The 25,170-nt window shown below is 44.6% G+C and carries 24 protein-coding genes and 1 tRNA gene; 13 read left to right on the top strand and 12 right to left on the bottom strand.

The window, feature by feature from the left end; all coding sequences use genetic code 11:
- The first annotated feature begins 251 nt into the window (after window positions 1-251).
- From L0G63_RS08980 to L0G63_RS08955, 6 genes are all read left to right on the top strand, one after another.
- Window positions 252-1,709: an imelysin family protein gene (locus L0G63_RS08980; RefSeq protein ID WP_301450334.1), complete on the top strand. Its 1,458-nt coding sequence runs from the start codon at window positions 252-254 to the stop codon at window positions 1,707-1,709.
- Window positions 1,710-1,935: 226 nt separating this feature from the next.
- Complete coding sequence (locus L0G63_RS08975; RefSeq protein ID WP_301450333.1) at window positions 1,936-3,585, top strand: di-heme oxidoredictase family protein; 1,650 nt, start codon at window positions 1,936-1,938, stop codon at window positions 3,583-3,585.
- An 83-nt stretch (window positions 3,586-3,668) separates the two neighbouring features.
- Complete coding sequence (locus L0G63_RS08970; protein WP_301450332.1) at window positions 3,669-4,820, top strand: imelysin family protein; 1,152 nt, start codon at window positions 3,669-3,671, stop codon at window positions 4,818-4,820.
- Window positions 4,821-4,823: 3 nt separating this feature from the next.
- Window positions 4,824-6,368, top strand: a complete 1,545-nt coding sequence (locus L0G63_RS08965; protein ID WP_301450331.1) for a DUF1513 domain-containing protein — start codon at window positions 4,824-4,826, stop codon at window positions 6,366-6,368.
- A 49-nt stretch (window positions 6,369-6,417) separates the two neighbouring features.
- A complete protein-coding gene (locus tag L0G63_RS08960; protein ID WP_301450330.1) occupies window positions 6,418-7,065 on the top strand; it encodes a M48 family metallopeptidase in 648 nt (215 codons plus the stop codon).
- Between the two features lie 246 nt (window positions 7,066-7,311).
- Window positions 7,312-7,914: a methyltransferase domain-containing protein gene (locus tag L0G63_RS08955; RefSeq protein WP_301450329.1), complete on the top strand. Its 603-nt coding sequence runs from the start codon at window positions 7,312-7,314 to the stop codon at window positions 7,912-7,914.
- Here the strand turns inward: L0G63_RS08955 and L0G63_RS08950 are convergent.
- A complete protein-coding gene (locus L0G63_RS08950) occupies window positions 7,892-8,578 on the bottom strand; it encodes a hypothetical protein (protein ID WP_301450328.1) in 687 nt (228 codons plus the stop codon). The two genes, L0G63_RS08955 and L0G63_RS08950, sit on opposite strands and share 23 nt — an antisense overlap.
- 23 nt (window positions 8,579-8,601) lie before the next feature.
- Complete coding sequence (locus L0G63_RS08945) at window positions 8,602-9,510, bottom strand: hydrogen peroxide-inducible genes activator (protein WP_301450327.1); 909 nt, start codon at window positions 9,508-9,510, stop codon at window positions 8,602-8,604.
- A gap of 266 nt (window positions 9,511-9,776) precedes the next feature.
- Here L0G63_RS08945 and ahpC point away from each other — a divergent pair, with 266 nt between their 5' ends.
- A complete protein-coding gene (gene ahpC / locus L0G63_RS08940; protein WP_058025494.1) occupies window positions 9,777-10,343 on the top strand; it encodes an alkyl hydroperoxide reductase subunit C in 567 nt (188 codons plus the stop codon).
- A gap of 418 nt (window positions 10,344-10,761) precedes the next feature.
- Window positions 10,762-11,634 (top strand): glucose 1-dehydrogenase, encoded by an 873-nt coding sequence (locus tag L0G63_RS08935; protein WP_058025495.1) that lies wholly within the window; start codon window positions 10,762-10,764, stop codon window positions 11,632-11,634.
- Window positions 11,635-11,783: 149 nt separating this feature from the next.
- Here L0G63_RS08935 and L0G63_RS08930 read toward each other — a convergent pair whose 3' ends face one another.
- Complete coding sequence (locus L0G63_RS08930; protein ID WP_058025496.1) at window positions 11,784-12,035, bottom strand: YdcH family protein; 252 nt, start codon at window positions 12,033-12,035, stop codon at window positions 11,784-11,786.
- Window positions 12,036-12,531: 496 nt separating this feature from the next.
- On the opposite strand from L0G63_RS08930, the gene ahpF reads away from it, so the two are divergent.
- Window positions 12,532-14,109, top strand: a complete 1,578-nt coding sequence (gene ahpF, locus L0G63_RS08925; RefSeq protein WP_301450326.1) for an alkyl hydroperoxide reductase subunit F — start codon at window positions 12,532-12,534, stop codon at window positions 14,107-14,109.
- Between the two features lie 251 nt (window positions 14,110-14,360).
- Window positions 14,361-15,809 (top strand): sodium:alanine symporter family protein, encoded by a 1,449-nt coding sequence (locus L0G63_RS08920; protein ID WP_301450325.1) that lies wholly within the window; start codon window positions 14,361-14,363, stop codon window positions 15,807-15,809.
- A gap of 74 nt (window positions 15,810-15,883) precedes the next feature.
- Here L0G63_RS08920 and L0G63_RS08915 read toward each other — a convergent pair whose 3' ends face one another.
- From L0G63_RS08915 to L0G63_RS08895, 5 genes are all read right to left on the bottom strand, one after another.
- Window positions 15,884-16,630: a glutathione S-transferase family protein gene (locus tag L0G63_RS08915; RefSeq protein ID WP_301450324.1), complete on the bottom strand. Its 747-nt coding sequence runs from the start codon at window positions 16,628-16,630 to the stop codon at window positions 15,884-15,886.
- Window positions 16,631-16,810: 180 nt separating this feature from the next.
- Window positions 16,811-17,143 carry a TIGR01244 family sulfur transferase gene (locus L0G63_RS08910; RefSeq protein ID WP_301450323.1) on the bottom strand — a complete coding sequence of 111 codons (333 nt, stop codon included), beginning with the start codon at window positions 17,141-17,143 and terminating at the stop codon, window positions 16,811-16,813.
- 73 nt (window positions 17,144-17,216) lie between these two features.
- On the bottom strand, window positions 17,217-17,543 hold the full coding sequence (locus tag L0G63_RS08905) for a sulfur transferase domain-containing protein (protein ID WP_058025715.1): 327 nt from the start codon (window positions 17,541-17,543) through the stop codon (window positions 17,217-17,219).
- Window positions 17,544-17,774: 231 nt separating this feature from the next.
- Window positions 17,775-19,484 carry a SulP family inorganic anion transporter gene (locus L0G63_RS08900; RefSeq protein WP_301450322.1) on the bottom strand — a complete coding sequence of 570 codons (1,710 nt, stop codon included), beginning with the start codon at window positions 19,482-19,484 and terminating at the stop codon, window positions 17,775-17,777.
- Between the two features lie 54 nt (window positions 19,485-19,538).
- Window positions 19,539-19,907, bottom strand: a complete 369-nt coding sequence (locus tag L0G63_RS08895) for a helix-turn-helix transcriptional regulator (protein ID WP_240365425.1) — start codon at window positions 19,905-19,907, stop codon at window positions 19,539-19,541.
- A gap of 287 nt (window positions 19,908-20,194) precedes the next feature.
- Here L0G63_RS08895 and L0G63_RS08890 point away from each other — a divergent pair, with 287 nt between their 5' ends.
- Together L0G63_RS08890 and trxC are read left to right on the top strand one after the other, a co-directional pair.
- Complete coding sequence (locus L0G63_RS08890) at window positions 20,195-21,067, top strand: MBL fold metallo-hydrolase (RefSeq protein ID WP_301450321.1); 873 nt, start codon at window positions 20,195-20,197, stop codon at window positions 21,065-21,067.
- Window positions 21,068-21,206: 139 nt separating this feature from the next.
- A complete protein-coding gene (trxC, locus tag L0G63_RS08885; protein ID WP_301450335.1) occupies window positions 21,207-21,644 on the top strand; it encodes a thioredoxin TrxC in 438 nt (145 codons plus the stop codon).
- Window positions 21,645-21,767: 123 nt separating this feature from the next.
- On the opposite strand, the gene L0G63_RS08880 is transcribed toward trxC, so the two are convergent.
- From L0G63_RS08880 to L0G63_RS08865, 4 genes are all read right to left on the bottom strand, one after another.
- A complete protein-coding gene (locus L0G63_RS08880) occupies window positions 21,768-22,169 on the bottom strand; it encodes a hypothetical protein (protein ID WP_301450320.1) in 402 nt (133 codons plus the stop codon).
- A 180-nt stretch (window positions 22,170-22,349) separates the two neighbouring features.
- Window positions 22,350-22,709: a SirB2 family protein gene (locus L0G63_RS08875; protein ID WP_301450319.1), complete on the bottom strand. Its 360-nt coding sequence runs from the start codon at window positions 22,707-22,709 to the stop codon at window positions 22,350-22,352.
- A gap of 73 nt (window positions 22,710-22,782) precedes the next feature.
- Window positions 22,783-23,103: a BolA family transcriptional regulator gene (locus L0G63_RS08870; protein ID WP_301450318.1), complete on the bottom strand. Its 321-nt coding sequence runs from the start codon at window positions 23,101-23,103 to the stop codon at window positions 22,783-22,785.
- A 368-nt stretch (window positions 23,104-23,471) separates the two neighbouring features.
- Complete coding sequence (locus L0G63_RS08865; protein WP_301450317.1) at window positions 23,472-24,284, bottom strand: M48 family metallopeptidase; 813 nt, start codon at window positions 24,282-24,284, stop codon at window positions 23,472-23,474.
- Between the two features lie 589 nt (window positions 24,285-24,873).
- Between L0G63_RS08865 and L0G63_RS08860 the strand changes: the two genes are divergently transcribed.
- Window positions 24,874-24,948 (top strand) — tRNA-Gly (locus tag L0G63_RS08860).
- The last annotated feature ends 222 nt before the right edge of the window (window positions 24,949-25,170 follow it).

Below are 25,170 nucleotides of genomic sequence, written 5' to 3'. Positions count from 1 at the left end.
AGCATAGATCTTTTATTGACTTTTATCGCCAGCATACTTTTTAGAACACCACCATAAAATTAAGTATTGATAATGATTATCAATAACACTATAATTTGTTAATGTTTTATTATTCAATAGTTACAAGCTTGCTAATATGCGATAAGCATAAATATACGAGATCAAATCAGCTGATTAAGGCGTGATTTGATAATCGATATGATGGAAGCTATTTAACCAAAACGACTTTTGCTATCTCTTTGAGGATTTGTATGACGATTACCACAGAAACACGTCGTAAGATTTTACCAACTACTTTAGCTGTTGCACTTGCAGGATTGTTAATGGTATCGGGCTGTACCAAAAAAACCGAAGAAGACACTGCTGCTACTGAGACGCAGACAGAGGTTGTAAGCACAGAAACGGGCGACAATACAGAGATATCAGCTGCCGAAAAAGCACATATTGATAGACTGATTATCAGCTATGCAAACATGGCACACGCCGCTTATAAAGACTCGCTAGATACTGCTAAGGCATTACAAGCAGCGGTAGATACCTATGTTGCGACACCAACTCAAGCCAACCTTGATGCGGCAAAAGCTGCCTATAAAGCTGCGCGCCAGCCGTACTCACAGACGGAAATTTTCCGTTTTGATGAAGGGTTTGTGACGGCAAATGATAAGCGCGCGATCAATAGCATTGATAGCTGGGAAGGTCAGATCAATGCTTGGCCACTAGATGAAGCGCTGATTGATTATGTCAGTGATGACTATGAAGGCGAATACAACGGTCAAGAAAACATCATCAATAGCGACAGCATTACGGTCGGTAGTACCAAGCAAGATACCAGCACAATTACACCTGAGCTGCTTGCAGAAATGAACGAGATTGGTGGTAGCGAAGCCAATGTAACGACTGGCTACCATGCGATTGAGTTTATGCTATGGGGTCAAGATACCAATGGCGTAAAAGAAGGCGCGGGTAATCGCCCAGTCACCGACTATATGACAGAAGATGGACAATGTACCAGCGGGGATACGGTCAATGAAGATGCCAGTATTTGTGAGCGCCGTGGTGAGTTTTTAAAAGCCGCCACTCAATTATTGGTGGATGATTTGACAGCGATGGAAGCCCAATGGCAGCCTGATACCGAAAATACTTTACGCAGTGATTTGATGGCGCGTAAATATGATAATGGCCTGCGTCAAATTATGTACCAAATGGGTAGTTTAGCATTGGGTGAGTTGGCTTCTGAGCGTATGCAGGTCGCTTTTGTCACAGGGTCTACCGAAGATGAGCATGAGTGCTTTAGTGACTTGACGCATCTCAGCTATGCCAACAATGCCCGCGGTATCCAAAATGTCTTTAATGGTAGCTACCAGACAGTCGCTGGTAAAACAGTCGGTGGCTATGGTATTAAAGACTATCTCGTTGACAGCGGTCATGTAGAGGAAGCTGATGAATTGGCTGCTGACTTTAGTAAAGTCGAAGGTGCATTCAACGTCATGGTTGAAAAGGGCGAGAAAGAAGGGATCAAAATTGACCAAATGATTGCAACGGTCGGTCAGGCCAGCCAAGAAGGGATTTCTGCTGAAGAGCAAAATATCCGTCGCGGCTGGGTAGAGGCAGGAATTAATAGCCTAAAAGAGCTGACGACTGGTATCGAGAGTGCTGCAAAAGCCGTCGGTATTGATAATCTTGATGCCGATGCGGGGTCACAGTTTTAAGCAGACACCAAGTAGCTAAAAGGTGCTTATTATCTATATAAGACGTACCTTGATAAAATGATCAGTTGGGTAAATAGACGTTATCAACGATGGTTGGCAACGTCTATTTATCCGTTTCAAAATAGGCCAATAAGGCTATATTCTGAACCAGACTATCGATACCAATGACAACGTGATCGATACCGACTTTATGATTCTACTCTCAAAACTAAGGCGCTTGATGTTTATGAAAGCCATTTATACCAAATCCTCTGCTTTTCCTTTTTCCTCTAGCATAATACAAAATTTGCCATCCAAGCTTGCACTGCTCATGATGGGTGCAGCGGCGCTAAGCGCTTGTCAGCCAACCGATAGCGTGTCTAACGACGCCTCAAATAGTGAGTATGCCGCAAATACTAGTGAAGACGAGCATCCGCTCACCTCTGAACGTGCCGAAAATATCGAAGCACTGGCTGGCGTGCCGATGCAGCAACTGGTCAGTTTTGATCCGCAAGAGATCAAGCAGGGTGGTGACTCTGGTATCAGTATTACCAGTGCTGAAAGCTACTCTAAGCCTTCATCGAACCTGACAGCGTCGCGCAAGGGCTCGTTTTTCATTGGTAATGCATTTTTTAAGCAGCCTTGGGTGGTCGCCCCTGCCAGTACCGATAGCCGAGATGGACTTGGTGCGCTATTCAATGTGGCGGCTTGTCAGTCTTGCCATATCAAAGACGGTCGTGGTCATGCGCCCATGTCTGCCGATGATGATGCGGACAGTTTATTGCTTCGTTTATCGATGCCAGCAACGACGGATGAGCAGCGACAACAGTTACAGGACTCGCTGATTGAAAAGGTCGTTCACCCTATGTATGGCGGGCAATTGCAAGACCGAGGTATCCAAGGTGTCCCTGCTGAAGCCAGAATTGCAGTACAGTGGACAGATAAGCCGGTCACCTTTGCTGATGGTCATGTTGAGACGCTACGTGCGCCAACCTTTAATCTGACCAACCCTGGTTATGGCGCTTTTGATGAGGCAATGATGGTATCACCGCGAGTGGCGCTCCCAATGATTGGACTTGGGCTGCTAGAGCAAATACCTGATGACGATATTAAAAAACAAGCGAACGATAATAGCAATAGCGACATCAGTGGTAAGTTCAATTGGGTGATGGATCCACAGACGGGTAAACGTGCGCTTGGACGTTTTGGCTGGAAAGCCGGTCAAACCAAACTGATTACCCAAAATCAAAGTGCCTTTAACGAAGACATGGGGTTGACGTCAAATATTCGTCCTCATGAGTCCTGCATGCCGACACAGACCGTCTGCTTAAATGCGACAACAGGTGCTGATGAGCAAGGCAATGGCAAACCGCCCGTTGAAGTGAACGACGATGTTGCCAAGTTTGTGGAGTTTTATACCCGTAATTTGGCAGTGCCGCACCGCCGTAATGCGGATGATAAGCTTGTGCTGGCGGGCAAAAAGCGTTTTTATGACATGGGCTGTCAAAGCTGCCATACACCAAGATATCAGTTGCCAAAAACTGACGATGATCATCTTGAGCAGCATGGACAAGTGATTTATCCTTATACCGATTTATTGCTGCACGACATGGGAGATGACCTTGCTGATCGTACCATCGCAGGTAAGCTTCCACCCAAAGACGCTCAAGTTGAGTTTTTAGCCAATTCTTATGAATGGCGCACGCCCGCACTTTGGGGCGTGGGACTTGCGCAAACGGTGGATCCACAAGCGACGTTTTTACATGATGGACGCGCTCGTACGCTGATGGAAGCGGTTCTTTGGCACGGCGGAGAAGCAGAAAAGCAACAGCAACAAGTATTGAAATTAGACAAGCAAGGTCGCGCCGAGCTAAATGCGTTCTTAAAGTCGCTATAATAAGGTCACTGTAATACAGTCACTATTAGAAAGTCAGCATAAAAACGCTATAAATTACTACCTATAACATTACCGAGAAATCTATGAAAATAAATCACGCTTTGGCGATGGCGCTGTCTGCATTGAGTGCCGGGCTGCTGATCAGTTGTGTTAAACCTGCCGACGACAACAAATCTGCAGAAATGGATAGTCAAGAAGTTGCAAAAGACAATACAGCTACTGACAGCTCAGTAGAAAGCAGTAAGAAAAGCACTGCGCAGATCGTTGCGGTAGATATCAGCCCTGAGACCCAAAAAACGTATTTGACGCATGTGGCAGATGATATCGTGATTCCCGCGTATGCTGATGCCGCAAAGCAAAGTGATCTATTAAATGAATTGGCACAGAAATATTGTCAACAAGCACCCGTCAGCGGCGCTGAGCTACAAGCATTACGCGCGCAGTGGCTAGTATTGGCACAAGCGTGGTCGAGTGCTGAGATGATTAATTTTGGTCCTGCGACTGCCAGTATGAGCAATTTGTACATCAACTATTATCCTGATGAGCGCGGCTTGGTACATAGCGGCGTGGCCGACCTGATCGCTGCCAATCCAACACTCACGCCAGAGCAGCTCGCGGGCGAGAGCGCTATCGTACAGGGTGTACCAGGACTAGAAGAAGCCTTGTTTGTCAATGAGAGCTTAAATGCTGGTCAATGCGCCTACGTCATTAGCGCCAGTGGTGCTTTGAGCACGCGTCTAAAAGACATCGAGAAAAACTGGCAGCAGAACGCGACTGAGTTATTGGCGATAGACAAGTCTGCTGAGAGCGATCAAGGCTTGAACCAATGGTTTAACTCGCTATTGTCACTGGTTGAGACCATGAAGTCTAACGCCATTGACCAGCCGCTCGGTCTGACGGGTAAAGCAAAAGGTCATTTGCCAGCGGCTACGGCTGGTCAAAGCCGTGCTATTATCAATGCAAAACTAGATGCCATCAATAAGGCCATGACAGATCCCGTATTGACGGCGATACTTAATAGCAATGATGAGAGCACAGTCGCTAATAATCTATCGACGGCACTGGCTGACACGACCACTTTATTGGCACAAATGCCAGAAGATTTATCAAAAGCAGATAAAGACGATCAGCAGGCGCTATATGACCACCTCACTACCGTTACTCGCTTGATTAAACGCGAGCTAATTCCAGCACTCGGTATCCGAGTGGGCTTTAATAGCACCGATGGCGATTAAGTGATGTTTACTGCTAAAGGTAATACGGTGTCAGACGATGAGCGTCATGACAGATCAAATGAGCCAAAAGCCAGTTCAATAAGCCGTGAGCTTTTGACAACGTCAATGCTCACGGCAGTCGGCACCGCGGCTCTGGTCGGTATTCACCATCATTATCGTAAGCAGCAGCATCCAGATGCCAGTTTACAAGATTATGTGGCGGGTATGCGAGCGCAGTTACAAGCATTACAGTCGGGCGCTGGGTCAACGCCAAACCTTAAAAGCTTTCGCTATGCTTGTCAGCAAGCAGCGGTGACATGGCAGCAGGCTTATCATCATGTCATAGATGATGAGAGTAACGTGCTTGATCTTACTGCTGTGCATACGACGACCATGCTCGCACGGCCTGTTCGCTGGGTCAGCGGCGTTGCCTCTATGCCAAAAAATAACGCGTCATTGAATCAAAATGAGCATGACTTTGGCGTGGTAGGTATTGATGCCGACAGGCAAATCGTTTGGCAGACGACCATGCCTGAGCGTGTCCATGACATCGTTGTTCAGCCTACAAATGTATCTGAATCTCAAGTTCAGGATAGCAATGTCGACCAAAGGCGCGATGTCGTTGTAATGGGTCGTCGTCCAAGCGAAAGGTTCTGGGTGCTTGATACCTCAAATGGACAAGTACAACATGCGATCAAAGCGGATTTACATCGTCATTTCTACGGCCATGCTTGTTATAGCTTAGATGGAAAATTGCTTTACGTAACTGAGAATGACACAGTGAGTCTGGCAGGTAAAATCGGTGTTTATGATGCTAACAACGCTTATAAAAAAGTAGCAGAATTTGACTCCTATGGTATCGGCCCGCATGAGCTAATTATGCATCCTGATAGCGAAACGCTAGTCATTGCAAACGGTGGCATTAAGACTGAGCAGGCCTCACGTGAAGAGCTAAATTTAGATACTATGCGACCATCGCTGGTCTACCTGAATCGTCATGACGGGGCATTGCTTGAGCAAGTGACTCCCGAGCACAATCAGATGAGCATACGTCATTTAGCGATGCACAATGATGGATCCGTGATGATCGGTATTCAGTTCCAAGGCGAAAAGCATATCAATGTGCCATTGGTACTGACTCACCAGCGCGGTGATGTTAGCTTTACGCCACTGACTATGCCAAACAATCAATGGCAACGCTTTCATCAATATATTGCGAGCGTCGCCGTTGATAGCGACCGTAATTTGCTTTGTGTGACCACTCCGATTGGTGGCTGTGCGGCAATTTATGACTTACATACTCGAGAGTTGATTGACGATGTGAGCTTGCCAGATTGTGCAGGGGCATCCGTCTTATCCAGTGCCAGTAGATCAACGAACAAAGTCGACGATCCTATCGAGTCATCAGGATTTATTGTAAGTGATGGGCAAGGGCAATTGACAGCGTTAAGAGTAAGTGTTTCGTCAGAAATTAGATTAGACGCAAACAATGCTGAACAATATGCTCATATTATAAAGGATAGTAAGTTGCATAGGATGTCCTTTGATAACCATTTGCAAGCGTTATAATACGTAGCCATCGGTACAGTTACGGCCATTGAGGAGATAAAACATTAGCTTGGAAATCCGTTTAGACAATGTTAGAGAGCAGCTCGCACAGGCAGATATTGAGCTGCATATCAGCAAAAAGCGTGTCAAAAACATCAATTTCCGCTTAAAGCCGCATGTCTTGATGGTCTCTGTACCACTGCATATTAGTGATTCACAAGCTGCTGACGCGGTGGCGCGGCGAGTGTCTTGGGCGATTAACCACCATCCACAAGTGCTAGAACAGCATCAACGTAAACAAGGCGCACCATCAGACCTTACAACTGCTGACCAGCCTATTTATCTATGGGGTAAAGTACAGGCACTTACCTTAAGTCATGGTGAAAAAGTTGCCTACTATCGCCAGCAGCTCTCCGATGTCATGCCGTCGCTATTTGAGAAATGGCAGCCAATCGTTGGTGTTCACGCCAATGAGATACGATTAAAAAAAATGCACACACGCTGGGGCAGCTGCAACACGCGCGCGAAGCGAATTTGGTTGTCCGTTTATCTTCCTGCCTATCCTATCGAATGTACCGAATACGTCATCGTCCATGAACTGTGCCATTTGCATCATGCCAATCATAGCCCTGCATTTTGGCAAACGGTGGCGAGTGCGATGCCAGATTATCGGCAATGGCATAATATACTGGCAGGCAAGATAGGGCAGTTGGATTGAGAGATCCATACATTGATGACATCGTTCTGATAAGCTTTTTGCTACCCTTAGAATAACTTTCGTCTATGAGTCCATTAATTCTTTGAGCGACTTTCCCATCTAAATGACTTTCACTGTGTGAGAGTAATTTGTCTCCCTTTTTTCATCCTATTTAAAACGGCGACACATGTTGATAAGACTGATATGATAATAAATAACGGTACAAATCGTGTCGTTTAAATACAATTTTATATGCAAGGATGTCAGATGGAAAACGTCAATCAAGCTGAGTTTTGGCAGGAGCGCTATGAGAAAAACAGTACTGGCTGGGATATGGGACAAGTATCACCACCGCTCAAAGCTTATATTGACCAGCTGCCTGAAAATGCCAAGGACAAGGCAATACTCGTACCAGGTGCTGGTAATGCTTACGAGGTAGGCTATCTATATGAGCAAGGATTTACCAATGTCACGTTGGTTGACTTTGCGCCAGCCCCGATTGAAGCCTTTGCTCAGCGTTATCCCGACTTCCCATCTGAGCATTTGATTTGTGCAGACTTTTTTAGTTTATCAGCTGAGCAGTACCAATTTGATTGGATACTGGAGCAGACGTTTTTTTGTGCGATTAATCCAGTGCGCCGTGATGAGTATGTGCAGCAGATGGCAAGGTTACTAAAGCCACAAGGCAAACTGGTTGGTTTGTTATTTGATACTGACTTTAAACGAGAGGAACCACCATTTGGTGGCACTAAAGAAGAGTACCAGCAGCGTTTTCAAAGCCATTTTGGTATTGATATTATGGAGACGAGCTATAATTCCCATCCAGCACGGCAAGGTAGTGAGTTATTTATAAAGCTGCGAGCGAAATAAGCTCGCGCTTGATATTGTCCCGAGCCTGCGCTTCTAATTGGCTATAGTAATAATCAGTCAAATAGAGTTTGGGATGCGCTAGTAATCCTTGTAATACCGCAGTGCGCCCATCACGGTAGTTGTCATCTGCGACGTGTGCATATTCTTGACGTATCGCTTGTGCATACTGTTCATAGGTAGGCCAAGGCGCACCCAAAATACTCAAATCCATATCCAATAAGTATGCCGCATCACTGTATTTAACACTACGGTATTCAACAATATATATCGACTCATCTATTTGATGATTGGCCGTCATCATGATGAATGCATAGATGTCTTGGCACTGCTCTGGGCTTAGATAAGAACTCAACGCGCCTACGGCATATTCAGCGCTTTTTTGCTCATTATCTGCGCGTGTTGGGTCATATATCACATCATGATAATACAGAGCCAACGCTACGATATACGGAGCAGTTAGATGGTGTCTGATACTGTCAAACTGTACCAATAACTGTTCAATATGACTCAGGGTATGATAAGCCCGTTGTGGTTCACCATAATGCACAGAGATATCTTGCCAGAGAGCTTGTGCGTCGTCTGGTGTCACATCACTATTGAGAGCAGACAAGCATAAGTAAAAATGATTGCTCAGCTCCATATTTATAGGTGGCAATTCATTCATAGTTAACCTTTGTCACTTGCCATTTATTTTGTATTAGCCGCATCTTTAAACGCTTTATTAAATACTTCTCCGAGCAAGCTGATATCATCGACACGCGCATAGTTCAGACGAGTGACAAAGGCAATATGGCGATGTGGCCCGTCTTCAGCCAGCGGTACAGCGACAGCATTTTGGTTTTGCAAGTGCAACTGATCGAGTGCCATTTCAGGCACTAGGGTCGTGCCCATATTGGCAAGCGCCATTTGAATCAGCGTGTTTAGGCTGGCATCCGAGAAGCTTGACTTCATCTGTGCACGGTCAAAATGACAGACAGATAGCGTCTGATCGGTTAGGCAGTGGCCTTCACCAAGGAGCATAAGATTGGCAGTAGCTAGCTCGTCAGCGCTGATGGTATCAAGATTGGCATGTACATCGTCTTTTGGAAAGACGGCAAAGAAGTCTTCACTCCAAAACTCAAAACTGTGCAGGCCATCTACAGCATATGGCAGCGCAATGATAGCCGTATCGATATGACCGTAGCGCACTTGCTCAAGCAACCGCTCGGTTTGCTGCTCAACGATCGTCATGCGGAACTCTGGATATTGAGCACGCAGGGCAGGCAGCACTTTTGGCAGTAAGTAAGGCGCAATTGTGGGAATGATACCAACGGTCATAGGATAGGCAAGCGGTGTCTGATGGCTATGGGCGCGCGTGGTCAAATCGCTCACTTCAGAGAACACGCGCTGTGCCCTTGTGAGGATTTCTTGACCGATAGGCGTAATCAGTACTTGCTTGTTATTGCGCTCAAAAATCTGTGTATCTAGCTGTTTTTCTAATTCTGCGATACCCAAGCTCAGGGCAGACTGCGAAATATTACAATCTTCGGCAGCACGTTTGAAGTGACGATGTTTGGCCACGGCTAGCGCAAACTCAAGTTGTCGTAAAGTAATCATAAAACCTCTCTTTTAATGGGTTTTTAATGTAATTTATCCTGTCAGTAAGCCTCTATAAGGCAGCAAATTACCAGTTATGTACCAATGATAGGATATAGAGAGAATAGTTTAACAAGTTTAATAAAACAAAACATCACATTAAAAACTTTTAACTGGATTAACTATAGAATTCGCGTATAGTTTATCGGGTAGCCCAGAAAGCTAAAGGGCTAGTTAAAAAATCCCTATAAATAATTTTAATTTACTTAACAAGAGAGGAGCCAATCATGGCGTCTATTATCAATCAAGCAATCCCAGAATTTTCAGCCGATGCCTATGTAAACGGTGAGTTCAAAACCATCACTTCAGAAGACGTAAAAGGCAACTGGGCGATCTTCCTATTTTACCCAGCTGATTTTACCTTTGTTTGCCCAACTGAGCTTGAAGACATGGCCGCTCATTACGACGAGCTAAAAGGTCTTGGTGTCGAAGTATACTCAGTATCAACTGACACGCATTTCACGCACAAAGCATGGCATGATTCTTCAGAAGCGATCGGCAAAGTACAGTATCCAATGATCGGCGATCCTACTGGTAAAATCACTCGCGGCTTCAATGTCATGATTGAAGAAGCAGGTCTAGCAGAGCGTGGTACGTTCCTAGTAGATCCTGATGGTCTGATCCAAGTAGCAGAAATTCATGCTGGCGGTATCGGCCGTAGCGCAAAAGATATGCTACGTAAGGTAAAAGCCGCTCAGTACGTTCGTGAAAACGACGGTGAAGTTTGCCCAGCAGCTTGGGAGCAAGGCGGCGATACACTTAAGCCAAGTCTTGACCTAGTTGGTAAAATCTAAGCAAAAGAATACAAATAGTGATTCTGTAAAGATAGTATTTGAAGCTTAGATTTGAAGTATAAAAAAGACCCTATCAGTCATTACTGGTATGGTCTTTTTTTTGATTAATTAAATAATTTTTTGTATACAAACCTACTTACATTACATAAATGATGGTAGCTGTTAACATTATTTACTATTCGTTTTATCTGATTGTATTAATTACATCGCTACCACAATCTGTCACGCAAGACTATTCGAATTTTTTTATCGTACCGCTATGCTATTAACAAAGGTTGATAAGAAAGCCTTGGTTGTTCGAAAACGAAACAATCAAAAGCGCATAAAGGATATGAGAAATAAAGCAACGCGTATTTTTTTCAACGAAACCTTTATGTAAATATGGATAATAAAATCGTGTTAATGAAAAGGAGTTATTATGAGTAATAATACGTCATCTCAGAACGATCGTCCAAAAGATCAGCAGCAGTCACTGCCCGGAACACAGCAAGCGCAAACGCCAACCCCTGAAACATTACCGCGTGACTATCCAAACGGTAGGCTAGCAGGAAAAGTTGCCATCATTACTGGTGCCGACAGTGGTATCGGGCAAGCGGTTGCTATCTTATTTGCCAAAGAAGGCGCAGACGTAGTGGCCAGCTATCTATGCGAAGACGAAGATGCCAACAAGACCAAAAAGCATGTCGAATCTTATGATCGACGCTGTGTCTTAGTAGCCTCAGATCTATCAAAAGAAGCCAATTGCAAAGATCTCATTGATAAAGCCATCTCTGAATTCGGTAAAATCGATATCTTGGTCAATAATGCTGGCATGCAGGTTGAGCAAAAGTCACTAACGGACATCAGTACCGAACAGTTCGACAAAACCGTTCATACCAATTTCTACCCGCATTTCTGGTTAAGTAAATTTGCCCTACCGCACCTGAAAGCAGGTAGTAGCATTATTAATACTACGTCGATTACTGCGTATCGTGGCAGCGGGCGTTTAATTGATTATGCATCGACTAAAGGCGCAATTTTATCCTTTACTCGTGCATTGGCAACCAATTTGACCACTGAGAAAAAAGGCATTCGCGTCAACGGCGTGGCACCGGGTCCAATTTGGACACCGCTCATTGTGGCCTCATTCACGCCTGATGAGATCGAGAGCTTTGGGAAAGACAATCCAATGGGGCGTCCCGGTCAGCCCTATGAGGTTGCGCCTGCCTATCTATACCTAGCGAGTGATGATGCAAGCTATGTCACAGGACAAGTCATTCATGTGAATGGTGGTGAGATTATCGGGGGCTAAGTAATCAATAGCTATACCGATAGTCATTGATTGACCGAAAACAATTAAAGATAAAAATAGCCGCTTATGTGTTAGTTAATGATTTAACGACCCATATAAGCGGTAATTTGGTCTTAACGACAATTAGTTCTATATATAAAGAATAGGTGTTATTGGTTTAAGGCGTGAGGTTTGTTCTTTTCAATAGCTTTGTAAATCTCATCTTTAAGGTGAAGTTTGCGCCGCTTCATTTGTTCTATTTCTTCCTCACGGCTGGTATGCTTGACTAGATCTTTTTCGAGTTGATTGATTTTTTGATCAAGCTCAGTATGCTCATCAAAAATACTCGCAAAGTGGCTGTCTTTTTGTCTCAGCTCGGCGATAATTTCTCTGTTGTCTTGCAACGTATCAGTCTTTCTCATGTGTTCATCCTTGTTATTAAGCGTGCGCTGTTTATCAGCCGCGGCGCATTGTTGTTATGATTACAACGCTTGGTTTTATGAAATCAATACACTATAGAGTCAACACGCTATCTTGCTCAAGATCGACACTATTAATTATCAGTAAAAGCGTTGCTAGTAGGCATATACAAAAGCCAATAATCAGTCAGATAAATAAGAATTATTCCTATCGGACTCATTTGATTGTAGCGAAAAAAGAGTTCGTATACCACGGCTATTATTTGCAAGTGGATTTGTATTTAATTAATTATACCTATTAACGATTGGTTTTATCAAATTTAAGGTTTGAGTTTCTCAGCTTGCTCAAACGCGCCAAACACCTGATAATAGGGACATTCAAGGGCACAAGCCCGATACATATAATGTTTTATACAAAATTATCCATTTTAAGCATTTCATATTTAAACAGGCAGTTCGATAGTTGCCGTTACATATTCAGTCATAATGAGGAACAAACATGATAGATCAAAATTTATTAGACGCAGTTAAGACATATAGCGAAAACATGACGCGCCCGATTACTTTTGTATTGGGTAGCGGTGAGCACAGTAAACGCGCTGAATTGATCGACTTTTTGAGCAAAATTGCGGATACGACTGACAAAATCAATTTCGATGAGCAGGTTATCGATGACAGTTTGCCTAGCGCGATTAGCTTTAAAGTGGTAAGTCATATTGATGATGAACCAGCCGATACAGGTATCGTCTTTAGCGGTATTCCTGGTGGTCATGAGTTTACCTCATTGATCCTAGCCATTTTGCAAGCGGGTGGTCATACGTTAAAGTTGGATGAAGGTATCCAAAAGCTAGTCAAACGCTTCAACAAGCCGCTACAGTTTCAGACCTACGTGTCACTATCATGCCATAGCTGCCCAGAAGTGGTTCAGGCCTTGAATCAATTTGCGCTACTAAACGATGGTATCAGCAATGAGATGATCGATGGCGCGCTATTCCAAGAACAAGTAGAAGCCAATAAAATCCAAGGCGTACCAGCCGTATTCTTAAATGGTAAGCCATTTGCCAATGGTTTGATTGATACTGCCAAACTGATTGGAAAACTACAAGAACAGTTTCCTGATCTGTTGGCAGACGTAGAAGACGATGCTGAGCAACTAGAGCAGCAAGACGTGACTATCATCGGTGCAGGCCCTGCAGGGGTTGCGGCAGCCATTTATACCGCGCGTAAAGGCCTAAAAGTGACTATGGTTGCTGATCGTATCGGCGGACAGGTCAAAGACACGCAAGATATTGAAAACTTGATTTCAGTACCGCTAACCAATGGTACCGATTTGTCGACCAACTTTGTCAAGCATTTGTCTGAGTACAATATCACGCTAAAAGAGCATGTGAGTGTGAAGGACATCGGTGAGACAGAAGAAGAAAAATACAGCATCAACCTAAATACCGGCGAGACGTTTGAAACTCGTAGCATTATCTTGGCGACAGGTGCCCAGTGGCGTAAGCTTGGCGTACCGGGCGAAGAAGAAAATATCGGTAAAGGCGTGGCGTTTTGTGCCCACTGTGACGGTCCATTCTTCAAAGGTAAAGACATCTCAGTGATCGGCGGTGGTAACTCAGGCGTTGAGGCCGCGCTTGACTTGGCAGGTATCGTCAAGCACGTCACTGTATTAGAGTTCGCTGATGAGTTAAAAGCAGACCAAGTATTGATCAATAAAGCCAAAGAAAAATCTAATATTGAATTCATCACTGGTGCGGCGACGCAAGAGATCAAGGCGACTGATGGCAAAGTATCGTCCATCGTCTATCAAGATCGCAGCACAGGCGAGACACATGAGCGTGATTTATCAGGTGTGTTTGTACAAATCGGTCTCGTACCAAACACTGAATTTGTCAAAGGCTTTGTCGATTTAAACCGCTTTGGCGAGATTGAGATTGATGAGCGCTGCCGCACCGATCGCAAAGGCATCTTTGCTTGCGGCGACGTGACCACTGTACCCTTCAAGCAGATCAACATTGCAATGGGTGAGGGCAGTAAAGCAGCATTGGCAGCATTTGAATATTTGGTTATGCAGTAAGCTTCAGTATCAGAAGAAAAAGCCACCTTAATTGAGGTGGCTTTTTTTTCGCTTGTATCGCAATTTTTCTATAGAATAGCGCCTAAATTTTAAAAAGCAGTCATTTGGATGAGTGAACAAAGCAACCTTCCTCAAAAAATGTCATCATTTACATTACAAATGCGCCATTTTCGTTACAAATGCGTGTCTTAGATGCGATAATAAGCCCAATAAAACCTATCATAGCGTCATGAACTATAAGGAAAATAGGCATGGAATATATAGAATCTTTTTTTGCCCTAGTCGGGGATCTAACATGGGGCTGGGCACTCGTGCCTATGTTAATTATTTTTGGTTTATTATTTACCATTGTGGGCAGGTTCGCTCAGTTTACATATTTTAAACGTATGTTCCGTGTGTTTAAGACGGACGAAGTAGGAGACGACGGCATTTCTGCCCGTCAGGCGTTGCTCGTGTCGATCGGCGGACGTGTTGGCGGTGGTAACATCGCTGGTGTTGCCGTTGCAATCTCTTTGGGTGGTCCAGGTGCGGTGTTTTGGATGTGGGCAGTTGCCCTCATCGGCATGATGACCAGTATTGTTGAATGTAGCTTGGCTCAGCTTTACAAGCGCAGAGACAATGATGGTAACTTTCGCGGCGGCCCTGCAACTTATATTTTACACGGTTTAGGTAAAGATTATCGTTGGCTCGCTGTCATTTATGCTATTGCTTTACTACTGTCTTTTTCCATTGGATTTATCGCATTCCAAGGTAATACGGTAGCAGGTTCCGCGCTTGAAAGCTTCGGGATTGATCGCTGGATATCAGGTGCGGTACTGGTGGTTGCGGGTGGATTTATCGTCTTTGGCGGTATCCAGCGTATTGCAAAAGTCGCTGACGTTGTGATTCCTGTAATGGCGCTGATTTACATTGGGATGGCACTAATTATCATCGTGTTGAATATCGCCGATCTGCCTGCATTGATGGCGATGATTGTCAAAAATGCATTCGGTATTGAATCTGTTGTCGGCGGCGGTATCGGTGTGGCGATTGAGCAAGGCATGAAGCGCGGTCTGTTCTCTAATGAGGCAGGTTTGGGTTCTGCGCCTAACATCGCGGCGACCGCTTATGCCACGCATCCAGTCAGCCAAGGTATCTCGCAGTCACTGTCGGTATTTATCGATACCATCGTTGTCTGTAGTGCCACGGCATTTATGATTCTGCTCAGCGGCGTTTATCAGCCAGGTGCCGAAGTTGATGGTATCGTACTCGCGCAGCAAGCGCTCACCGCGCAGCTGGGTAATTGGTCACAGTATGTGCTGACCATCTCGCTACTATTATTTGCATTAAGCTCGATCATGTATAACTACTACATGGGCGAAAATGCGATCAACTTCTTGGTTAAGAAGAATACCAAAACGGCAACCTTGGTGTTGCGTGTTGTGGTGGTTGCGATCTTATTCTTGGGCGCAGTCGCTCCAGCAGCTACCAGCGTGTTCTTCTTCGCCGATCCATTGATGGGCGTACTGGCACTTGCCAACTTGCTCGCTTTGATTATGCTGTTCCCGCGTGCCAAGCGTCTGCTTGATGACTTTGCTCGTCAATTAAAATCAGGCGTCAAAGAGCCATTATTCGATGCACAAGAGTATGAGAAATTGGATCTCGATCTGAGTGCATGGGGCAAAAAAGCAGTAAAAGAGGCATTAGAGCAAAAGCAGTAATACGTTATGCTTTAAGTCTTATCAAACAAAAAACCACTTTGGCTAAGCTGAAGTGGTTTTTTTGTATAAATCTATTAGCTCGCTAACACACCTGATAGTGCGATGATCTCACCTGCTTCATCTTCTTCGATAATCCGTGTTTCTTGCAGTGCTGCTTGAGTCCAAGTCTTGATATGCGGGTTCGCCATCATGGTCTGGCAATACTGCTGGGTTGTTGGTTGTAGTGTTAAACCAGAGGCGTTGGCGTAGGTATGTAGACGCAGCACCACTGGGGCAAAAAAAACATCAGCTGCGGTAAACGAGCCAAACAAATAGCTGTATGGTGAACGTCCTTTTAAGCAATCCGCAAAAATAGCCTCAATACGAGCAATATCAGATAAGCACGCCTCACTTGGGTGTATTTTAGCAGTTGCTCTGATATTCATCGGCATCTCATTACGAATAGCTGATAATCCTGAATGCATCTCAGCAATGATGCTTTGGCAATAAGCGCTATTTATTTTACTTTGAATGTCATGTTGGGTGCTGGTGTCAGATTTGCTGATACCCGTCCAAATATTGATATCCGTAAAATACTCATGAATATGTATCGCAATGGCTAACGTATCCCAAACAGTTACTTTTTCATTGCCTTCACCGTAGACCAATACAGGGACTTTTCCTGTTGGTGAGTGCGCCTCAAGTATTGGGCGGGCTGAGGGATCAAACAATTCAATCCGCTGCTCGTCAAAGTCAACATTGAACGCTTTTAACAGTAGCCACGCCCGTAGCGACCAAGAGGAGTAGTTTTTATTGCCGATAATCAGTAGTGGTTTTTGCATGTTTAAATCCTATTCAACGATCACAGTGACTTTTGATTATGTACTCAATGTCAAAAGTTAACCAGTCTGTAGTTTGAGCGATGTCTCCATCATTTAAAGGAGATCCCAAAAAAAGCCCATCCAATATTTGGACGGGCGTTTTCAGTTTTAAGTAGGACATTTCGTTAATTTGGCGAAAGACTAATCGTCTAATAAATCCATTTTCTTGGCGGCTTCATAGATACCGTTTGAGCGGTTACCTGTACGACAAAAGATAAGCATTGGCTGCTCAGCTTGGTTAAAGAAATCTGCAAATGCTTCGACATGCTGCTGCGTCAAGCCATTACCTGAGAATGAAATCTCTTTATAAGCAAGTCCTGCTTCTTTAGCAGCGGCTTCAATCTCTGCACTGGTTGGTTGACCAGGCTCTTCGCCATCAGGACGGTTGTTGATGATGGTTTTAAAGCCATTCTCGGCAATCATAGGGACTTGATCAGGGGTAATCTGGCCAGTAAAGCTAACTTCATGGCTCATAAGAGCTCCTTTTTTTATTGGTTCGGTGGGTGTTATAAAATAATTGCTCATTCAACGAGAGCGATAATCGAGGCTATAGCAAGCCCTGCATCAATGCGCTTTGATACAGCAGTTTGGCGCGTGCGCCCGTACCGCAAAACATCAATATGGGCTTTGGCATCGCATGATAAAACTCAGCAAACTGCTCTACGGTCAGCATACTCAAGCGCTCATCATCGAATGGTAGATGATGATAGGTTAGGTTTGCTTCTTTCGTGGCAGTTGCCAAATCACAGCTGTTAGGCTGCGTTTCGATCTCAGCATCTGGACGTATATTGAGCACAGAGCGGTAGCCAAGCTCGGCAATTTTGATACATTGGCTTGGATAGATTTGCTTATAAATCGTTAGGTCATCGGTCATATATAGGGTCAATTATCGTCGTTAGTATGTTTTTATTATTGAGGCTGTGGCAACCGCTATCAAGAGACGCTCAAGCCTTGCTGAGGCTGAAATAATGGCATGATAGGCATGGTTGACCTATTACTATTACCTCTTTTTAGTCGCTCTAGCATAACACAGGCTCTATCATAGCGATATTGTACGATAGACGACAGTAGAGATTAAAAGCGCGGTACAAAAATAATGACGCAGCTAAATGTCCTTCAAGGCATCGACGGCATCTAACGTACTGAGATATACCTGCCCTGACAGCTCACTAATGAGCGGTGTCTGCCCGATGATATCCATGACAGGGCCCTTAATAAAACTAAAATGTAAGCGCTTGTTTTGCAGCGCAAGCTCTTTATTTAAGGTACTGAGCATCTCTTGTGCTGTCAGATCAATATGATTGACCGCGGCCATGATCAAAATAATTTCCTGCGCTGCTGGATATTGCTGCATGGCATTTAGAATACGGCGGTGTACCGATTCACTATTGCCAAAAAACAGACTCTCATCGATACGCAGCATCACTAAATTATCAAACGTCACAACGTCATGACGATTGATGTTGCGAAAGTGTCCGGTACCGCCCAGCTGTCCCACGATGGCCACATGTGGCTTACTCGATTGCCAGATAAGGCTGGCGAATGACACCATTAGGCCAATGACCAAACCTGTATTTAGCCCAAATATAAGCACACCGACGAACGCTGCCAAAAAGCTAGCCCCATCCAAGCGATCGCGTTGCCAAGCAGACTTTAAAGTCGCAATATCTATCAGACCAATGATAGAAGCCATGATGGTTGCACCGAGTAACGCATAGGGGAGCGGTGCAAGTGCATTACTAAAGGCAATCAGCGCGGCAATCATTACCAGCACCGTCACAAGGCTGGCAAGGGGGGTCTTTGCTCCAGAATCTGCATTGATCGCCGTGCGTGAAAAGCCACCTGCGACCGCAAAGCTCTGGAACAGTCCGCCAGATAGATTGGCAAGACCAAGACCCGTCAGCTCATGGTTGGCATCGAAGCTCTCACCGCGCAAGCGTGCGTAAGTACTGGCAACGGAACTGCTAGAGACAAAGACGATCAGTGCCATCAATCCTGCGGTCGGTAAGAGCTTGAGCGCTTCTTGCAAATCTGCCATGTGCGGTAGTGTAAAGCTTGGCAGACCATGCGGGATACGACCAATGGTCGCAACCCCTAGCGAACCCCAGTGCAATATGATGCTCAGAATAATGGCAATAACCAACAAGACCAGTGGGAACAAGCGTTCCGCCCACTTTGCATAGGATGGTGATAACCACGTTCGCCATACCCATTGACTCGCGTAGCGGTTGGCAACCAACAGCGCAAATGCGATCACACCAATGAGTAAGGTCAGCGGATGCAACTGACCCACATAATGCTGCATCGTAGATAAATAGCCAACCAAGCTGCTACCTGTGATGGGAATCGCCATCAGATATTTTAGCTGACTGACAAAGATCAGCACCGCCGCCCCGCTCACAAAACCTGCTGAGACCCCGCGACTGATAAACTGCATGATCCAGCCAAGCTTTAGCCGCCCTGCAATCCACAGCAATGCGCCTACCATCAATGCCAATAAACTCGCCATCAGGGCATACTGCTCTGTGCCTTGCTCAGCATAAGGCAGTAGACCACTCGCTGTCATGATCGCGGTAATGGCAACAGGTCCGACAGCTTGTACATTACTAGAGCCAAGCCAAGCGTAGACCAGCACAGGTACGATCGCCGAATACAAACCATATACAGGTGGCAATCCTGCAAGTACCGCATAACCTAGGCTTTGTGGTATTACCAAAATACCCACCACCAGTCCTGCGACCAGATCAGTCGGTAATGCGGCAAGCGGGTAATGGCGCAACCAAGTAGGAATCAGACGAGCAGCGATAGAAGACATATCAATACATCACCAAGACAAGAAGCGGCATAAAATAATCAGGTGAGTATGGCGTTATTCGGTTTTGGCACAAAATCTCTGATAGAGCAGATCTAATACGGCTAAAGCATCATCACTTGCGATACGATAGTAAATTTGCTTGCCCTCACGGCGAGTGGCAACCAGCTCATCCTTACGCAAGATACCCAGTTGCTGCGACAAGCTTGGCTGCCCAACACCAACCAACCCCTCAAGCTCACCGACGCAGTACTCACCTTGTGTCAACTGACAAAGTAAAAGTAGGCGATCAGGATGAGAGAGCGACTTTAGTAATTGACTGGCCTGCATCGATGCTTGTTGCATTTGTTTGGCAAGATCAATAGATGAAAAGTCGGCGCTATCCGAGGACGTATCATGGTTAGCGCTGTGAGTAGATGTACTCATTGATGAAGTAGAAGTAACCAGAATAAGCTCCTTATATAATAGGGCAGTCAATGCCGTATTATTTTCAATAACATAGGGTTAATTATCAATGATATCGCACTGCATAGCAAGATATCATTATTTACATTATATAAATTGATAAAATGTATTGCAGTTGCTATATTAGTAATAACAAATAAATCGTAATGATATGCAATCATTATATACGACTCAATATCATACTTAAGCGTTAATTGAATATAAAAACCACATTGCCACAACACTCATAAATAGACAAAGAGGCAGCCATGCAAGTTCATTCTTTTTTAGATCACGAAACAGAAACTTACACACATGTACTGGCTGATGTCGAGCAGCAGCTATGTGCCATGATTGATCCAGTATTAAACTTTGATGCAAAATCAGGCAGGACGAGCACAAGCAGCGTTGACGAGGTCATTGAGTTCGTACGTGAGCGCGGTTGGGCGCTGAAATACATTATTGAGACGCACGCTCATGCGGATCATTTATCGGCGGCGATCCATGTCAAAGAAAACCTTGGTGGACAATTGGTCATCGGTCAGTACATCACTGAAGTACAAAAAATATTTAAGCAGATATTCAACTTCGATACCAGCTTTCGCACGGATGCCAGTCAGTTTGATATTTTGACAGACGACGGTCAGACGTTAGCGCTCGGCAGTATTACAATCACAGCCATGTATGTGCCAGGTCATACTCGTGCTGATATGGCTTATATGGCATCTGATAATGAGAAAACAGTGGTCTTCGTCGGCGATACATTGTTTGCGCCTGACGTGGGTACCGCTCGCTGTGATTTCCCAGGCGGTGATGCAAAGACGCTTTATCAGTCTATCCAAAAACTGCTCGCACTTCCTGAAGATACTGTGATGTACTTGTGTCATGATTATCCTAGTAAGGGTCGCCAGCATTGCCCAACGACCACCGTTGCCGCCCAAAAATTAGAAAATATCCATGTCAAAAACAGTATCAATGAAGCAGAGTTCGTGCAGATGCGTGAGCGCCGCGATGCGACTTTGGATATGCCGCGCCTAATCATTCCAGCAGTACAGGTCAATATCGATGCAGGGAATTTTCCCGCGCCAGAGGACAACGGCACGCGTTATCTAAAAGTACCCATCAATGTACTTGGAGAATAAATAAAAGTGCGTCATGACTAAAAAAGGTGATGTATCGTATCGCGCTGTAGAGTAGGCACGTATCTATAAATGATTATGCTAAAATTGTTGATACAAAGCGCTCAAGACGCGCCAGAACAATTAAAATAGGAAACAGATGATGAGTGAGCAAAGTTTTCATATCGTATGTCCGCATTGCCAAGCCACCAACCGTGTTCCTGCTGCACGGCTAAGCGCTGCACCGAAGTGTGGCAAGTGTGGTCAGCCATTGTTGACAGCAAACCCGCAGGAGCTGAATGCACAGACAGCCAATAAAGTGATTCAGAAGAATAGCGTATTGACCATTGTGGATTTTTGGGCAAGTTGGTGTCAGCCCTGTATTATGATGGCACCAGAATTCAAAACGGCTGCGGATCAACTGCCGCACGTGGTATTTGCCAAAGTGCAAACGGATAAATACGAGCAAGCGGCAGCGCCTTACAATATCCGCAGCTTGCCGACAATGGTAGCTTTTAGAGATGGGAGAGAAGTCGCGCGTCAATCAGGCGCACTACCAAGCAACCAAATCATCCAGTGGGTACAAAGCTTGCAGGCGTAGTCTGAGGCCAGATGCTCACAAAAGCCCTAACCAAAAAAGCCAATACGTTTAGCGCGTATTGGCTTTTTTATTGCTCATGGCAATTATTTAATCGTATTGTCGGTCGGGTGTCTTTATCTAATCTCATTCACCATAGATTTTGATGCCATTAGCAAAGCTACAACGCTGGATACGGGCAGATTGTACGATGGCATCACGCTCACCATAAAGCCTTGATAATTTTGCGTCACGCGCTTTGGTGTTGTTACTTTTGCCCACGCCTAAGCTGATATTGGGCGAGATACCCCAGCGCCCTGCAGAAATCCCCACGCCCACGCCGGACGCTGCAAAAGTAGATTGCTCATTGCGGGCAGCCTCAACATAACGGTTGACACGATTGTACTCTTGGCCCAGCGCTTGACAGTCATAGTTTTGATAAGTACTTGGTGGCACATATTGCGGCGTGACATTGCCAGTAGAGGCGCAGCCTGAGAGCGCAAGAATGCCAGTTGCTGCCAGTAGCGTCGCTGTTCTAAACGTTTTCATAATGGCTCCATTAGGCTAAGTGATGGTGTTTTATCTACTTAAGATAGCAAAATTCGTATGATTAAGATATTGAAAAATATGAATATTCGAGTATTTTGTTATCTTATTAGTAACGACAGAACACGCGAGAGTCTGCATTTCATCAAGTCAGTGTAAACTTTCGCCAATCTTTAATATTTATCAGAATAAATTCGCTGGTTTGACAAACGCAAGTATCACAATACCGATATAAGCAACAGACGCAATGAGAATGCCTGCTTTTCTCTGAGCTGGGGTTGCATGAGCATTAAAGGCTTTGATACTTGAGCTGATCGCTGCGATAAGCAAGATGATTTTGGCAAATACCCACTGTACAGGCGCATTAACACTCATCAGCTGCATCAGCATTACCGCGCCTGATAAGATCAGTAGTGCATAGATAATATGAGTGGCGATCTTGACCACACGTGGCGCACGTCTGTTTGCGCTTAGTACCAGATAACTTTGATATAAAAACAACACAACGGTCAGTACCGCCATTAACATATGTAGGTGTTTCATCGAGTAGTGCTCTCCATAGAGTCGCAGAGTATCGGTTTGTTTAGAATGCTTTATTGTCAGATTTTATAGTCGGCTATTTGTTTTGGCCCGCGCACAATGGGCTATCTGGGCTATGGCCCTGCCACTCGGTTGGGGTATAGGCATGAATGGCTAGGGCATGTACGTGACCACCTTGTGACGTTAGTAGGGGATTGACCAAGCCATATATGAGCTGGTGGCGTCCGACCAAGCGCTTGCCTTCAAATACATTACTGACGATAGTGAGTTTAAAGTGACTTTCTTTACCTTCAAAATAACCAGCATGAGCCATCGACTCATTGAGTAACTCAATATACTCAGGGTCTAGCGCTTGTAGTTCAGTGTGAAGTGCATCGGCAGTCGGTGTGGTACTCATAACAATCCTTCAATGTGTATTGCACAATGTCATTTGGCAATTTGCAAGTGATCTCTGAGGGCATTATAGCAGACATAGAAACCAGTATAGCGCGCGTTTTAAGCCCTCTTAAACTGTGACAACCATAAATAATAAGGTGGTGTGTTAAAAAGTATGCTGATTAAAATTTGAACAATTTTTGAAGCCTTGAAAGCCCTATAGAATCAGATAACTTAGCATAGATCTTTTATTGACTTTTATCGCCAGCATACTTTTTAGAACACCACCAATAATAAAAGTAAAAAAGCAAAGCGCAGCTCAGAGTCTGTACTTTGCTTTTTGGTATTTGCGCATTTCATGAGTCGAAGATTAATACGCTAAGTCACGTATTAACGACGCGCCTTTTGATACAGTGGCATCACTTTTGGCATGAGTGATTGTAGCTCAGAGATGCGGTTACTGCTTGCTGGGTGAGTACTCAAAAATTGAGGTGGCTCGCCTTGGCTGGCCCGTTGCATTTTTTGCCACAAGGTAATGGCCGCTTGTGGGTTGTAGCCTGCGCGTGCCATTAACTCAAGTCCAATTTGATCAGCTTCACTCTCTTGGGTACGACTGTGTGGACGGCTCAATCCTAAGTCGCCAGCAACGCTTGCAAGCTGTGCTTGACCTTGTGAGAGACCAAAGATACTAGCAGCAACACCGATACCTGTCTGGGTCGCGTATTCACGCGAGATACGTTCACGCGAGTGTTCACGTAGCGCGTGAGATATCTCGTGACCCATGATTGCTGCAATCTCATCATCAGTTAGGTTTAGACGATCGATAATACCTGTGTAAAACATCACCTTGCCGCCTGGCATCACAAAAGCATTCAGCTGATTGGATTTGATGGTATGGACTTCCCATTGCCATTTTGCAGCGTCTGGACGATAGACACCAACTTGGCCTACCAAACGGTTGGCGATATTTTTTAGACGGTTGAGTTGAGCTCTATTGGTGTCTAGTAGACCTTTTGATTTTGCCTCTTGTAGTGTTTTGGCATAGCTCTGTGCTGACAGTTGCAATACCTGCTCGCTAGAAACCAATAACAGCTGCTGACGGTCAACGCCAACAGCACCTGTGTTGGTCGTACTGGTACAGCCTGTTAATGTGAGCGCTGACAGTGAAGCCGCCATCACGGTAGTGGTCAATAGTTTTTTCATAAAAAACATCCTCTCGATAAATAATAGAAAGTAAAATCAAACAAAGCTAATAGCAGGGCAGGAGACTATATATGATGGCGCTATTTGTTATGGTTCTTTTATGATGGTCTACTCACCTAGAGAGACCACAATCTACCTGAGCCGTTATTGTAAATTAGTATAATAAGGTTGGCTCACTAAAACCAAGGTAGAAAAAGTAACAATAGAGCGTATGATTGTAAATAAAATAGAGAAAATGAATGATGGAGTAACCTTGCACTTCATCTTTTCATCAGAATTCTCATTGTTAGAAACACGCTAAAGTTAGCTTAATGCTTAAATGATGAAGAGCAGTCACATTGATAAGTGTTAATCCAAGGGATTAGCGTGCCATTGTCATATTTTTAATAAGAAATTATCGGTGCTGATTTAAAAATAATTCCTGTTTTTAAATCAAATGCTTATGCTGCATTGGCCGAGAGATATAGCGCTATATCGAAAATATTGGGAATAAATTTTAAAAAAGGTGTTGACACCCACAGAATATTTGCTAAAATAGCCAGCCTATCGAGACGGAGTAGTTGTTAACAATACGATGATTCGATAATAAGCGGGAATAGCTCAGTGGTAGAGCATAACCTTGCCAAGGTTGGGGTCGAGAGTTCGAATCTCTTTTCCCGCTCCAAATATGGCTTGAAAAAGCGCAAAAAGCCTCACTTTATAGTGAGGCTTTTTTTTATGCGTAAAATCCGACTTAGCGCTGCTTTTTAGATAAATAATGGAAGATAAAGGACAGATCGACGCTCTATGGAAAGAAAACAAGGTAGCAATAGCTGTCATGAGTGCTATGCACTGGGAGTTTCCCAAACTCTGTGTAACTGCTTATAATCCACTAACAGGAGAATAA

The sequence above is a fragment of the Psychrobacter sp. genome (assembly GCF_030454045.1).
Taxonomy (GTDB): Bacteria; Pseudomonadota; Gammaproteobacteria; order Pseudomonadales; family Moraxellaceae; genus Psychrobacter.
This window is presented reverse-complemented; position numbering and strand designations above follow the sequence as displayed.